At 69.3% G+C, this 12,998-nt stretch carries 10 protein-coding genes and 2 pseudogenes; 8 read left to right on the top strand and 4 right to left on the bottom strand.

Features of this window, described 5'->3' with window-relative positions:
* Nucleotides 1–57: 57 nt before the first annotated feature.
* Nucleotides 58–680 (bottom strand): annotated as a pseudogene (locus AAFF41_RS15635) (TetR/AcrR family transcriptional regulator).
* A 71-nt stretch (nt 681–751) separates the two neighbouring features.
* Here AAFF41_RS15635 and AAFF41_RS15640 point away from each other — a divergent pair.
* The 3 genes from AAFF41_RS15640 to AAFF41_RS15650 all read left to right on the top strand — a co-directional run bounded on the left by AAFF41_RS15640 (nt 752) and on the right by AAFF41_RS15650 (nt 2,705).
* Nucleotides 752–1,243, top strand: coding sequence for an FBP domain-containing protein (locus tag AAFF41_RS15640; protein WP_319743580.1), 492 nt, complete (start codon nt 752–754; stop codon nt 1,241–1,243).
* Nucleotides 1,244–1,361: 118 nt separating this feature from the next.
* A complete protein-coding gene (locus tag AAFF41_RS15645) occupies nt 1,362–1,955 on the top strand; it encodes a GNAT family N-acetyltransferase (protein WP_319743582.1) in 594 nt (197 codons plus the stop codon).
* A 534-nt stretch (nt 1,956–2,489) separates the two neighbouring features.
* The gene (locus tag AAFF41_RS15650) at nt 2,490–2,705 is read left to right on the top strand and encodes a DUF6243 family protein (RefSeq protein ID WP_319743584.1); all 216 of its coding nucleotides are present in this window, start codon (nt 2,490–2,492) and stop codon (nt 2,703–2,705) included.
* Nucleotides 2,706–3,055: 350 nt separating this feature from the next.
* Here the strand turns inward: AAFF41_RS15650 and AAFF41_RS15655 are convergent.
* Nucleotides 3,056–3,226, bottom strand: a pseudogene (locus AAFF41_RS15655) (transposase family protein); the annotation flags it as partial.
* Between the two features lie 190 nt (nt 3,227–3,416).
* Nucleotides 3,417–4,778, bottom strand: coding sequence for a type I glutamate--ammonia ligase (glnA, locus tag AAFF41_RS15660; protein WP_054230834.1), 1,362 nt, complete (start codon nt 4,776–4,778; stop codon nt 3,417–3,419).
* A gap of 349 nt (nt 4,779–5,127) precedes the next feature.
* Between glnA and AAFF41_RS15665 the strand changes: the two genes are divergently transcribed.
* Nucleotides 5,128–6,318: a globin domain-containing protein gene (locus AAFF41_RS15665; RefSeq protein ID WP_343324092.1), complete on the top strand. Its 1,191-nt coding sequence runs from the start codon at nt 5,128–5,130 to the stop codon at nt 6,316–6,318.
* A 130-nt stretch (nt 6,319–6,448) separates the two neighbouring features.
* Here AAFF41_RS15665 and AAFF41_RS15670 read toward each other — a convergent pair whose 3' ends face one another.
* A complete protein-coding gene (locus AAFF41_RS15670; RefSeq protein WP_319743588.1) occupies nt 6,449–6,910 on the bottom strand; it encodes an Rrf2 family transcriptional regulator in 462 nt (153 codons plus the stop codon).
* 193 nt (nt 6,911–7,103) lie between these two features.
* Here AAFF41_RS15670 and AAFF41_RS15675 point away from each other — a divergent pair, with 193 nt between their 5' ends.
* The 4 genes from AAFF41_RS15675 to AAFF41_RS15690 all read left to right on the top strand — a co-directional run bounded on the left by AAFF41_RS15675 (nt 7,104) and on the right by AAFF41_RS15690 (nt 12,851).
* Nucleotides 7,104–7,772, top strand: coding sequence for a thioredoxin-like domain-containing protein (locus tag AAFF41_RS15675; RefSeq protein WP_054230837.1), 669 nt, complete (start codon nt 7,104–7,106; stop codon nt 7,770–7,772).
* A 5-nt stretch (nt 7,773–7,777) separates the two neighbouring features.
* Nucleotides 7,778–8,410 carry a DUF305 domain-containing protein gene (locus AAFF41_RS15680; protein WP_343326293.1) on the top strand — a complete coding sequence of 211 codons (633 nt, stop codon included), beginning with the start codon at nt 7,778–7,780 and terminating at the stop codon, nt 8,408–8,410.
* 535 nt (nt 8,411–8,945) lie between these two features.
* Entirely contained in the window at nt 8,946–10,856 is a 1,911-nt protein-coding gene (locus AAFF41_RS15685; protein ID WP_319743590.1) for a S53 family peptidase, read from the top strand.
* 240 nt (nt 10,857–11,096) lie between these two features.
* Nucleotides 11,097–12,851: an NAD+ synthase gene (locus tag AAFF41_RS15690; protein WP_143607892.1), complete on the top strand. Its 1,755-nt coding sequence runs from the start codon at nt 11,097–11,099 to the stop codon at nt 12,849–12,851.
* Nucleotides 12,852–12,998: the final 147 nt, after the last annotated feature.

A 12,998-nucleotide genomic window follows, 5' to 3' on the forward strand; every position in this document is an offset into this window, starting at 1 on the left:
TCCGTCAGAACTCTCGGGTGCCGGAATCGGCAGGAGGGGACGATTCCGGCGGGACGATCAGGGGGCGGATGCGGGCTCGGTCGCTGTCGCTGTTGTCGCCGATGTCGCCGCCGCGCTCGCGGGCCAGTTCCGCAGCAGCGCGTCGAGGGCGTCCAGCATCCGCACCCAGGTCTCCTGCGTGTCGGGGGCGCTGTGGCTGAACCCTCCCCCATCTCCAGGCTGACGTAGCCGTGGAAGAAGCTGCCCAGCAGCCGCACGGCGTGTGTCTGGTCCGGCTCCGTCAGCGCGTAGCCACGCAGGATCGCCCGCGTCATCTGCGCGTGCCGCCCACCGGCGCTGGCGGCGGCCGTTGCCGGATCGAGCCTGAACTGGGCGGCGGCATAGCGGCCGGGATGCTCCCGGGCGTAGTCGCGGTAGACGTTCGCGAGAGCGGCCAGGGCGTCCTTGCCGGCCCGTCCGGCCAGCGCGGCGGCGCCCCGGTCGGCGAGTTCCTCCAGGGCGAGCAGGGCGATCCGGGTCTTGAGGTCCTGGGAGTTCTTCACGTGCGAGTACAGGCTCGCGACCTTCACGTCGAAGCGCCTGGCGAGCTCCGAGACGGTCACCTGATCGAAGCCGACCTCGTCGGCCAGCTCGGCCCCGGCAAGAACCAGACGTTCCGTGGTCAACCCGACACGCACCATAACCTTCCTCCCATTCGCCATAACAGCTCATTCATTTGCCTAACACCTTTAGGCAATTTACCATGGCCCTCATGAAGCCGCTGACCGAACAAGAGATCCGCGCCGCGTTCGTGAACTGCACCAAGGGCGAGGCGAAGCGCCTGTCCGTCCCGCGCGACCTGGCCGACCACCCCTGGGACGACCTGGACTACCTCGGCTGGCGAGATCCCCAGTCCCCCGAACGCGCCTACCTCGTCCTCGAACTGAACGGCCACCCGAAGGCCCTGGTCCTGCGCAGCCCCAGCCCCACCTCCTGGCAGACCCGGCGCAGCATGTGCTCAATGTGCCTGACCACCCACACCGGCGGCGTCTCCCTGATGGTCGCCCCGAAGGCGGGCAAGGCCGGCCAGCAGGGCAACTCGGTCGGCGCCTACATATGCAGCGACCTCTCCTGCTCCCTGTACGTACGAGGCAAGAAGGACGCGGGCGCCGGCGCCCGCCTCCACGAGTCGCTCACGCTGGAGGAGAAGATCCAACGAACGGTGACGAACCTGACGGCGTTCCTCACGAAGGTGTCGGCTTGACGGCGTACGACACCTGCCGCGCTCCAGCGAGGAGGCTTGTGAGAAGACCCGTGAGAAGACCCGCAAGAAGGCCCGTAAGAAGAAGATCGCCGCTGGTCACCGGATCTATTCTGCTCCGGTGACCAACCAGCCGCTTGAGGGCACTGTCGTCCGCCTCGTCCGTCTGTCTCCCGACCACGCCGAGGCTCTCTTCCCGTCGGCGTCCGACCCCGAGGTCTGGCGGTGGATGCCCCGGGCACGACCCGAGACCGTCGAGCAACTGCGCGAGTGGCTCGGCGAGATGACCGCCGACCCGACGCGGCGCTGCTTCGCCGTGCAGCGCCGTGACGACGGCACCGTGATCGGTTCGACCAGCATGTACGACCTCGACCTGGCCGAGAGCCGCACCGAGATCGGCGCGACCTGGTTCGACCGTTCCTGCTGGGGCGGCCCCTACAACGTCGAGTCCAAACTGCTGCTGTTCACCCACGCCTTCGAAGACCTGCGCCTGGCTCGGCTCGCCCTGCGCACCGACAACCTCAACGTGCGGTCCCAGCAGGCCCTGGCCCGCCTCGGCCTGGTCCACGAAGGAACCCTGCGCAGCCATATGCGCCGCCCGGACGGCACCCGCCGCGACTCCCTGTACTACAGCCTGCTCGCCGACGAATGGCCCACCGTCCGCGAGACGCTACGCGCCCGGGTCACCGCCAAAACCACACCCTTGTTGGCCTAGAGCGTTGGCCGAGCGCCTACGCGGCATTGCCCCTTGCGTTGTCGGTCATGGGAGCAAGCTACATAACCACCTAGCGGGCAGCCACCATGTATCCCGTGTGCGCGAGGGGCGTGCGGCCTGTTCGTCTCGCCGGCGAGCACCGGGCTTCTTCTGTGGGGGCCACATCACCGTGCGCAAGCGCAGCATCTCGACCGCGACGGCACGCGCCACGTACCTGGGGCACACCGTTCCGGGCTTTGACGCCCATCTGGACCTGCCCGGGCGGGCGGGGACCACCGGCGGGTGCCGGCGGTGCTGAGATTCCCGGAAGGAAACGGCTGACCCCGGGCGCTCGCCGAAGGCCCGGCCGTTGACGGGGCGGCGAAAAGGTTGGTGTGCGGGGCCGACGGAAGCGGGTAACGTCTTTGTCATGTTCTTCCAGACGCCGATTTACGAGTGAGAGCGTGATGGGCCCCTGCTGACGTCCTTCGACGTCGCCGCCCGTCCTCCACCGATGAATCCGTAGATCACTTCAAATCATCACCGGGAGAACCCGTGACCGTGAGCAAGAACATCAACAACCCCGTGGGCATGGGCGGCGGCCAGCGCAAGAAGCTGTCCCGCGCCGAACGGCAGAACAACGGTCCGTACCGCAACCTCGACCGCCAGGGTGCGGCCGACCAGAAGGCGGAGCTGGTGCGCAAGATGCGCGAGAAGACAGGCGCAGCTGAGGGCGCCGGGCAGGCGGGCGACAACACCGCACAGAGCTGACGCACCGCCGCCGCAGGGCGGCACCGCACGGGGCAGGGCCCGGACCGCGACGCGCGGTCCGGGCCCTGCTGCCGTATCGGGGCCCTGCTGCCGTAGCGGGCGCGGTCGGTCCCGCTCCGCTCCCGGCCGACCACCCGCGTCTCAGCTGACCACCCGGGGCGGCCGCAGATTCGGCAGCCCCGTCACCGCCACCACCCCGAGCTGCACCAGCAGCTCAGCGCGTTCCCCGTGCCCAGCCCGGGCGACACCGCAGCCAAAATCTGCGCCCGGGACCGTCGAACGTCACACATGTCCTTGTGGCAGCCTTTCCGGCACGTCTTGCCGGTGCCGTCCAGAGCGTCTTGGCCGTCATGCCGGATGCCGGGCTCGCGCCGGCGGTCGCGCAGGATCTTCCAGTGCTTCATGCGGGCGAAGACATGCTCGGCACGGGCGCGGACTTGCTCGTGCGAGCGGTTGTGCGCCTCTTTCCAGGCCGCGAGCTCGGCTTTACCTCTTTCACGGCGGTGAGGGGTGAGGAGCCCGACGACGTCAGTAGCGACGCGCCGTAGGCCTACGCCTCACCAAGAGCCAGCGGGACCGACGGCCCAGGCCGGCTCATTTCTCTCACCACGGCCCGCACACGGCCCTGGGCCGCGGAACGGCTCCGGGGAGACAACCTTGCGGCCGTCTCCCCGGAGACTCTTGGATCAGCGATATCGCTCTGCCCCGCGCCTACAGCACCGGCAGGTTCTTGCGGAGCTCGAAGGCGGTGACCTCGGAGCGGTACTCCTCCCACTCCGACTTCTTGTTGCGCAGGAAGAAGTCGAAGACGTGTTCGCCGAGGGTCTCGGCGACCAGTTCGCTGCGCTGCATGAGGGTGAGGGCCTCGCCGAGGTTCTGGGGCAGGGGCTCGATGCCCATCGCGCGGCGCTCGGCGTCGGAGAGGGCCCAGACGTCGTCGTCGGCGCCGGGCGGGAGCTCGTAGCCCTCCTCGATGCCCTTCAGGCCGGCGGCCAGGAGCAGGGCGTAGGCCAGGTACGGGTTCGCGCCCGAGTCGATGGAGCGGACCTCGACGCGTGCCGAGCCGGTCTTGCCGGGCTTGTACATCGGGACGCGGACGAGCGCGGAGCGGTTGTTGTGGCCCCAGCAGATGTACGAGGGGGCCTCGCCGCCGGCGCCCGCGGTGCGCTCCGAGCCGCCCCAGATGCGCTTGTAGGAGTTGACCCACTGGTTGGTGACGGCGGAGATCTCCGCCGCGTGCTTCAGCAGGCCCGCGATGAAGGAGCGGCCGACCTTCGACAGCTGGTACTCCGAGCCCGACTCGTAGAACGCGTTGCGGTCGCCCTCGAAGAGGGAGAGGTGCGTGTGCATGCCGGAGCCGGGGTGCTCGGAGAAGGGCTTGGGCATGAACGTCGCCTGGACGCCCTGCTCCAGCGCGACCTGCTTCATGACCAGGCGGAACGTCATGATGTTGTCGGCCGTGGAGAGCGCGTCGGCGTAGCGCAGGTCGATCTCCTGCTGGCCGGGGGCGCCCTCGTGGTGGGAGAACTCGACCGAGATGCCCATCGACTCCAGCATGGTGATCGCCTGGCGGCGGAAGTCCATGCCGACGTTCTGCGGGGTGTGGTCGAAGTAGCCGGAGTTGTCGGCCGGGGTCGGGCGCGAGCCGTCCAGCGGGCGGTCCTTCAGCAGGAAGAACTCGATCTCCGGGTGGGTGTAGAAGGTGAAGCCCAGGTCGGAGGTCTTCGCGAGGGCGCGCTTGAGGACGTAGCGCGGGTCCGCGAAGGACGGGGAGCCGTCCGGCATCAGGATGTCGCAGAACATGCGGGCCGTGCCGGGGGCCTCCGCGCGCCACGGCAGCACCTGGAACGTCGACGGGTCCGGCTTGGCGATCATGTCGGACTCGTATACACGGGCGAAGCCCTCGATGGCCGAGCCGTCGAAGCCGATGCCCTCGTCGAAGGCCTGCTCCAGCTCGGCCGGAGCCACGGCTACCGACTTGAGGAAGCCCAGCACGTCCGTGAACCACAGCCGAACGAACCGGATGTCCCGCTCCTCCAGTGTCCGGAGCACGAACTCCTGCTGCTTGTCCATCTTCCGCTTCCACCCATCCTTGCTGGTCAGGCCGCCTGCTCCCACGCCTCGGGGACGGTCGGGGCACCTGAGCATCCCACCACAACACCATTTCGTGCGCGTTGCGGACCATGATCGCCCGGGCGACCGCGGTCTGAACGCCTCGCGTACGGCAGGTGTCCTGCTCTGGTGCCCATACTGCCTGCTCATCCGCCTGTCTGTAATGGCCGACCCCCAGACTCTCTCCTCATGAGCTTTAATTTGCATCTTAGATGCAAGTTTTATTACTGTGCGGGGCAGAAACGGGGATCGCAACCCCCCTTCCTTCCCAGGCACTTGACGTTCCGCCCCAGGCACTTGAGGAGTCCCCATGCTGTCCGAGCCGTCCGCCGCCACGGTGCGCGCCACCCTCCCCGCCGTCGGCGCCGCCATCGGCGAGATCGCCGACCGCTTCTACGAAAGGCTTTTCGCCGCCCACCCGGAACTGCTCCGGGACCTCTTCAACCGCGGCAACCAGGCCTCCGGCACCCAGCGCCGGGCCCTCGCGGGATCCATCGCGGCCTTCGCCACCCACCTCGTCGAGCGGCCGGACGAGCGCCCCGACGTGCTGCTGAACCGCATCGCGCACAAACACGCCTCCCTGGGGATCGCCCCCGAGCAGTACGCGACCGTGCGCGAGCACCTCTTCGCGGCGATCGCCGAGGTCCTCGGCGACGCGGTCACGCCCGAGGTCGAGGCCGCCTGGGACGAGGTCTACTGGCTGATGGCGAACTCCCTCATCGCCATCGAGCGGCGGCTGTACGCACAGCACGGCGACGGGAGGGGCGGGTGGCGGCCCTGGGAGGTCGTGGAACGCGTCGAGGAGACCGCCGACGTCGCCACCTTCCGGCTGCGCCCGGCCGACGGGGGGCCGCTGCCGGACTTCCGGGCGGGCCAGTACGTGTCCGTACGCGTCGAGCTGCCGGACGGCGCCCACCAGATACGGCAGTACAGCCTCTCCAGCGCCCCCGGCTCCCCGGTACGGCAGATCGGCGTCAAGCGGGTGCACGGCGAGGCCTCGGGCCCCGACGGCGAGGTGTCCAACCACCTCCACACGCGTGTGCACGTCGGCAGCACGATCGAGCTCTCCGCGCCGTACGGCGATCTGGTGCTCGACGACACGGAGGCGCCGGTGCTGCTCGCCTCCGCCGGCATCGGCGTCACCCCGATGATCGCGATGCTGGAACAGCTCGCGCTCACCGGACACCACGCCCCCGTCACGGTCGTCCACGCCGATGGCTCCCCCGCCGACCACGCGCTGCGCGCCGACCACGAGGCGTACGCGGCGAAGCTCGCGGACGCCGCCGTCCACTTCTGGTACGAGCAGGACGCCGAGGGCGCCGGCCGCCCCGGACGCGCGGACCTCTCCTCCGTGGCCGTCGCGTCGGGCACGCGCGCGTACCTGTGCGGGCCGCTGCCCTTCATGCGGGCGGTGCGGGGACAACTCATCGACAAGGGGGTGGCTCCGGCCGACATTCACTACGAGGTGTTCGGGCCGGATCTCTGGCTTGCGCAGGGCTGAGGCGGATGACGGATGACGGATGACAAATGACGGATGACGGATGGCAGACGGCAGATAGCGGGCGGTGGACCTCAGATATCAGACGTCAGCTGACAGATGACAGATGACAGATGACAGATTTCGTCAGGTGTCAGTCGCCATCGGATGCCAGACCCGAGGTCGGCCTGCCGGAGATCCCCAGCAGCAGCGGCCCCGTAGGCGCGGCGACCACGTCCGCCACCGTCAGCGGGTCCAGCGAGGCGAAGAACGCCTCCTGAGCCCGCCGCAGCGCACCCCGCAGTCGGCAGCCGGTGTGGAGCGGGCAGGGCGCGGCCCCCTCACAGTCGACCACGTCACCGTCGCCCTCGAAGGTGCGGACGATCGCGCCGACCGAGGCCGTACGCCCCGCTTCGGTGAGGCCGAGGCCGCCGCCGCGGCCGCGGCGGGCCGCGAGCAGTCCGAGGTGCTGGAGTTCGGCGACGACCTTCGCGGCATGGGTATAGGGGACGTCCATGTCCGCGGCGACCTCGCGGGTGGTGGGGGTCGACCCGTCGGCGACGGCGAGCCGCATCAGGACACGCAGGGCCAGATCGGTGGAGCGCAGCAGCCTCATGCCGCCAGCGTAGTTAATACGCATCTGCCGCTCAAATTATCCACGGATCATCCGAACAGCACCGCCTCCCACCTTTGCGGGGCTGCGCCACAGGGTGTCTCCTTTGGACATTCTGTGACCTCCCTTCGTACTGAGCACCCTCGTCCCATTACGATCAGCGGACCCGACCGTCCCATCCCCATAAGGACTCGCCATGGGTTCCGCCAAGAACACCACCTCCGCGCAGCGCAAGGCGCGCATAGAAGAGATGCGCAAGGCCGAGCGTGCCCGGGAGCGTCGTAACCGGATCCTCACGATCACGGCCAGCACGGTCATAGTTGCCGGTCTTGTCGTCGGCGGTGTCGTCCTGGTCAAGTCGCAGTCCGACGGCAGCAGCACCTCGGCGAGCGACTCGAAGGGTGGCTCGGGGCACTTCGTCACGGGCAAGGACGGCGTGGAGACCTGGTCGGGGACGCTGTCCCGCAACCACGTCACCAAGACCGTGAAGTACCCGATGGAGCCCCCGGTCGGCGGCAACCACAACCCGGTATGGATGAACTGCAACGGCGACGTCTACGGCAAGGCGATCAACAACATGAACGCCGTGCACTCGCTGGAGCACGGCGCGGTGTGGGTGACGTACAACAGCAAGGCCTCCGACGCCGACGTGAAGGCGCTCGAAGCGAAGGTCAAGAAGACGCCGTACACCCTGATGAGCCCCGTCGAGGACCAGAAGGACCCGATCATGCTGAGCGCGTGGGGCAAGCAGCGCACGGTGACGAGCGCGAGCGACCCGAACGTCGACAAGTTCTTCTCGGAGTTCGTGCAGGGCAAGCAGACGCCCGAGCCGGGCGCCGCCTGCACCAACGGCCTGTCGCAGTGAGCCAGATGCGCCAGGTGGGCTGGATCGCGGGGACCACGGCGGCGGTGCTGGTGGCCGCCGGGGCGATCACGTACGCGGTCGCCGAGAGCGACGGCTCGGGGTCCTCGGGGACGAAGGTGCCGCCGGCCGACTCGGCGGACGCGGGTTTCGCGCGGGACATGGCGGTCCATCACCAGCAGGCCGTCGAGATGTCGTACATCGTGCGCGACCGTACGGACAACGTGGAGGTACGGCGGCTCGCGTACGACATCGCGCAGACGCAGGCCAATCAGCGCGGCATGCTGCTGGGCTGGCTCGACCTGTGGGAGCTGCCGAAGGTGTCGGCGGACGCGCCCATGACGTGGATGGGCATGGGCGACATGGCGTCCGGCAAGGACGGCGCGCTGATGCCCGGCATGGCGACCAACACCGAGATGAAGAAGCTGAACACGCTGAACGGCAAGCAGGCGGAGGTCTTCTACCTGCAGTTGATGACCGACCACCACAAGGGCGGCATCCACATGGCCGAGGGCTGCGTCGCGAAGTGCACGGTCGGCGTGGAGAAGAAGCTCGCGCAGGGCATGGTCGACGCGCAGCAGTCGGAGATCCAGCTGATGGCGGACATGCTCAAGGAGCGGGGCACGAAGGCCCGCGACTAGGCCGAGGACGGCCAGGGGTGAGCGGCTGTGCGTGAACGGGTCCGGGGTGTCGAACCCCGGGCCCGTCCGTCTCTCCCGCCGGGTGACCGACCACGCCGGTCAGCCGGGTGCGGGTGGGCGTGGCCACAGCGGTGGGACTCTTCGGACTCCGGCCGCCTCAAAGCCCCTGCGCGCCCCGGGCCGCGAAGCGCTTACCGTCGCCGGGACGAATCATGAACCCGCCGATGTCGCAATACGCTCACAGAAGTTGGGAACCCCTTTACAAGGAAACGAGGGATATCCCTACATCCGGGGCGAGGGTGACGTCATACCGTCCCAAACACCCTTCATTCGCGGCCACTTGGTGTTTCCTTGGCCTTCTCATTCCCCTGGCATGAACGGTTCATCGCCAGAGTGACCCCCAGCGTGATCCATTCCGTGCGTCCTCAATTCCGGCACACGGTTTCGAACATCACGAACGACCACACATGCGACGAACCGCATCGCAGGGGGTTTTATGAGATCCAATCGCGCCACCATGCGCGCCGGAGTGAGCATGGCAGCGACACTGCCGCTGCTCGCCGGTGCGCTGGCGCTCGGTATACCCACGGCCAACGCCGCGGACGGTCCCAGCCGGGACACCCTCACGGGCACCAAGCCCGCGTGGGCCACGGCGAAGGCGGACAAGGGGGCCGCGTCCGACAACTCCCAGGTCTCCGCCCGGGTCTACCTGGCCGGCCGGAACGCCGCCGGTCTCGCCGCGTACGCCAAGGCCGTGTCCGACCCGAACTCGGCCTCGTACGGCAAGTACCTCAGCACCAAGCAGACGCAGGCCCGCTTCGGTGCCACCAAGGCGCAGGTCGCCGCGGTGACCTCGTGGCTGAAGTCGGCGGGCCTGAAGGTCACCGGCACCACGCAGCACTACGTCTCCGTCACCGGTGACGTGGCCGCCGCCGAGAAGGCGTTCGGCACCCAGCTGCACAACTACGCCAAGGGCAAGAAGACCTACCGCGCGCCGTCGAAGACAGCCTCCGCGCCGGCCGCCCTCAACGGCGCCGTCCTGACCGTCACCGGCCTGGACAACGCCCCGCACAAGGCGACGCACGACGACACGCTGCCGCCCCCGGACGCAGTGTTCAAGAACTCCGGGCCGTTCTCCTCGTACTTCGGCTCGAACACCGCGAGCACCCTGCCGGACGCGTACGGCAAGAAGATCCCGTACGCGATCGAGGGCTACACGGGCAAGCAGCTGCGCGCCGCCTACGGCGCGGGCAAGCGCACCGGCAAGGGCGTGCGGGTCGCCATCACCGACGCGTACGCCTCGCCGACCATCGCGTTCGACGCGGCCACGTACGCCAAGAAGCATGGTGACTCGGCGTACAGCAGCAGCCAGCTGCGTCAGGTGCTGCCCGGCACCTACACGCAGACCGAGGCGTGCGGGGCGGCGGGCTGGTACGGCGAGGAGACCCTCGACGTCGAGGCCGTGCACGCCGTCGCGCCGGACGCGAGCATCACCTACGTGGGTGCCGCGTCCTGCTTCGACAACGATCTGCTCGACTCGCTGAACAAGGTCGTCGACAACCACCTGGCCGACATCGTCTCCAACTCGTGGGGCGACATCGAGGCCAACCAGACGCCGGACCTCGCGGCCGCCTACGACCAGACCTTCCAGTTCGGCGCGGTCGAGGGCATCGGCTTCTACTTCTCCTCCGGTGACAACGGTGACGAGGTCGCCAACACCGGCACGAAGCAGGTCGACACCCCGGCCAACTCGGCGTGGGTGACGGCGGTCGGCGGTACGTCGCTGGCGGTCGGCAAGGGCGACAAGTACCAGTTCGAGACCGGCTGGGGCACCGAGAAGGCCGCGCTCGCGGCCGACGGCAAGAGCTGGACCGGCTTCCCGGGCGCGTTCACCTCGGGCGCGGGCGGCGGCACCAGCAAGACCGTGGCGCAGCCCTTCTACCAGAAGGGTGTCGTGCCCGGCGCGCTCGCCAAGGCCAACGGCACGACGGCCATGCGCACCGTGCCGGACATCGCGGCGGTCGCCGACCCCAACACCGGTTTCAAGGTCGGCCAGACGCAGACCTTCCCGGACGGGTCCCAGCAGTACAGCGAGTACCGGATCGGCGGCACCTCGCTCGCCGCGCCGGTGATCGCGGCCGTCCAGGCCCTGGCCCAGGAGGCACGCGGCGGCAAGGCGATCGGTTTCGCCAACCCGTCGATCTACGCGAAGTACGGCTCCAAGGCGTACCACGACGTGACGGACACCCCCACGGGCTCCGAACTCGCCGTGGCGCGCGTGGACTTCGCCAACTCCTTCGACGCGTCGGGCGGTCTGCTCACCTCCGTCCGCAGCCTCGGCAAGGACAGCTCCCTGAAGGCCGTGCGCGGCTACGACGACGTCACCGGTGTGGGCACGCCCACCTCGGGCTACATCGAGTCGTACCGCTCCCAGCACGGTCACTGACGGTCCTCCGTCACATCTCCACCGCGCCCGCCCCTCGTCGAGGGGCGGGCGTCGGCGTTTCCGGGCGGGCAGCCCGGCGGTGCCGCATACCCCGTAGGGGTAAGGTGCCATGATGACGGGGAGCCGGGCGCGGTGGGGGCGGCCGCCGCCGTTCACCGCACTGCCGCGCCGGAGGCCCGGGCGCCTCCACGTGGGGCGCCCCACACCCCATTGTGTCGCTCTGACGATTACACTGGGCGCGTGCCTCAACTACGCCTCGCCCTGAATCAGATCGACTCGACCGTCGGCGATCTCGCCGCCAACGCCGAGGCGATCGTCCGTTGGACCCGGCACTCCGCCGAGCAGGGAGCGCATCTGGTGGCGTTCCCCGAGATGGTGCTGACCGGGTATCCCGTCGAGGACCTGGCCCTGCGGTCGTCCTTCGTCGAGGCCTCCCGCGCGGCGCTGCGCGCGCTGGCCGCACGGCTGGCCGACGAGGGCTTCGGGGAGCTGCCGGTGATCGTCGGCTACCTCGACCGGTCCGAGACCGCCCAGCCGAAGTACGGGCAGCCGGCCGGCGCCCCGCAGAACGCCGCCGCCGTGCTGTACGGGGGCCGGGTGGCGCTGACCTTCGCCAAGCACCACCTCCCGAACTACGGCGTGTTCGACGAGTTCCGCTACTTCGTGCCCGGCGACACCATGCCGGTCGTGCGGGTGCACGGGGTCGACGTGGCCCTCGCCATCTGCGAGGACCTCTGGCAGGACGGCGGGCGCGTGCCGGCGGCCCGGTCCGCCGGGGCCGGGCTGCTGCTGTCCATCAACGCCTCGCCGTACGAGCGCGACAAGGACGACACCCGTCTCGAACTGGTGCGCAAGCGGGCCCAGGAGGCCGGCTGCACCACCGCCTACCTCGCCATGATCGGCGGACAGGACGAGCTGGTCTTCGACGGCGACTCCATCGTGGTCGACCGGGACGGGGAGGTCGTCGCACGCGCGCCGCAGTTCGCGGAGGGGTGCGTCGTACTGGACCTGGAACTGCCGGCGGGTGCCGCCGAGCCGGTGACGGGTGTCGTCGACGACGGGCTGCGGATCGAGCGGCTGGTGCTGTCGGAGGAACCGCTGCCCGCGTACGAGGCGGAGCTCGCCGGCGGGTACGCGGAGCGGCTCGACGCCGACGAGGAGGTCTACTCGGCGCTGGTCGTCGGACTGCGGGCGTACGTCGCGAAGAACGGGTTCCGGTCCGTGCTGATCGGACTGTCCGGCGGCATCGACTCGGCGCTGGTCGCGGCGATCGCGTGCGACGCGCTGGGCGCGCAGAACGTGTACGGGGTGTCGATGCCGTCGAAGTACTCCTCCGACCACTCCAAGGGGGACGCGGCGGAGCTGGCGCGGCGGACGGGGCTGAACTTCCGGACGGTGGCGATCGAGCCGATGTTCGACGCGTATATGTCGTCGCTGGGGCTGACCGGGCTGGCCGAGGAGAACCTCCAGTCGCGCCTGCGGGGCACCATGCTGATGGCCATCTCCAACCAGGAGGGGCACATCGTGCTGGCGCCGGGGAACAAGTCCGAGCTGGCGGTGGGGTATTCGACGCTGTACGGCGACTCCGTGGGCGCGTACGGGCCCATCAAGGACGTGTACAAGACGTCGATCTTCCGGCTGGCGGAGTGGCGCAACCGGGCGGCGGCCGAGCGGGGGCAGACCCCGCCGATCCCCGAGAACTCGATCACCAAGCCGCCGAGCGCGGAACTCCGGCCCGACCAGGTCGACACGGACTCCCTCCCCGACTATCCCGTGCTGGACGCGATCCTCGAGCGGTATGTGGACCGGGACGAGGGGGCGGACGGGATCGTCGCGGCCGGGTTCGACCGGGAGCTGGTGGTGAAGACGCTGCGGATGGTGGACACGGCGGAGTACAAGCGCCGGCAGTATCCGCCGGGCACGAAGATCTCCGCCAAGGGGTTCGGGAAGGACCGGCGGCTTCCGATCACCAATCGGTGGCGCGAGCACGCGTGACGCCGTAGGGGCGGCGGGGGTGAGTTCTGCTCACCCCCGCCGCCCCTGCCCGTCCCGTCCCTGGGGGCTCCGCCCCCGGGCCCCCGGGTGAGTTCTTCGGCCACGGGCCCGTGGGGGCTGGGCGCGCAGTTCCTCGCGCCCCTTGGG

It is taken from the genome of Streptomyces mirabilis, from assembly GCF_039503195.1.
Lineage (GTDB): Bacteria > Actinomycetota > Actinomycetes > Streptomycetales > Streptomycetaceae > Streptomyces > Streptomyces mirabilis_D.

Coding starts and splice junctions, on each gene's coding strand:
- AAFF41_RS15680 (WP_343326293.1), top strand. CDS start 7,778: ATGCGCCAGGTGGGCTGGATCGCGGGGACCACGGCGGCGGTGCTGGTG.
- AAFF41_RS15685 (WP_319743590.1), top strand. CDS start 8,946: ATGGCAGCGACACTGCCGCTGCTCGCCGGTGCGCTGGCGCTCGGTATA.
- glnA (WP_054230834.1), bottom strand. CDS start 4,778: ATGGACAAGCAGCAGGAGTTCGTGCTCCGGACACTGGAGGAGCGGGAC.
- AAFF41_RS15675 (WP_054230837.1), top strand. CDS start 7,104: ATGGGTTCCGCCAAGAACACCACCTCCGCGCAGCGCAAGGCGCGCATA.
- AAFF41_RS15670 (WP_319743588.1), bottom strand. CDS start 6,910: ATGAGGCTGCTGCGCTCCACCGATCTGGCCCTGCGTGTCCTGATGCGG.
- AAFF41_RS15665 (WP_343324092.1), top strand. CDS start 5,128: ATGCTGTCCGAGCCGTCCGCCGCCACGGTGCGCGCCACCCTCCCCGCC.
- AAFF41_RS15640 (WP_319743580.1), top strand. CDS start 752: ATGAAGCCGCTGACCGAACAAGAGATCCGCGCCGCGTTCGTGAACTGC.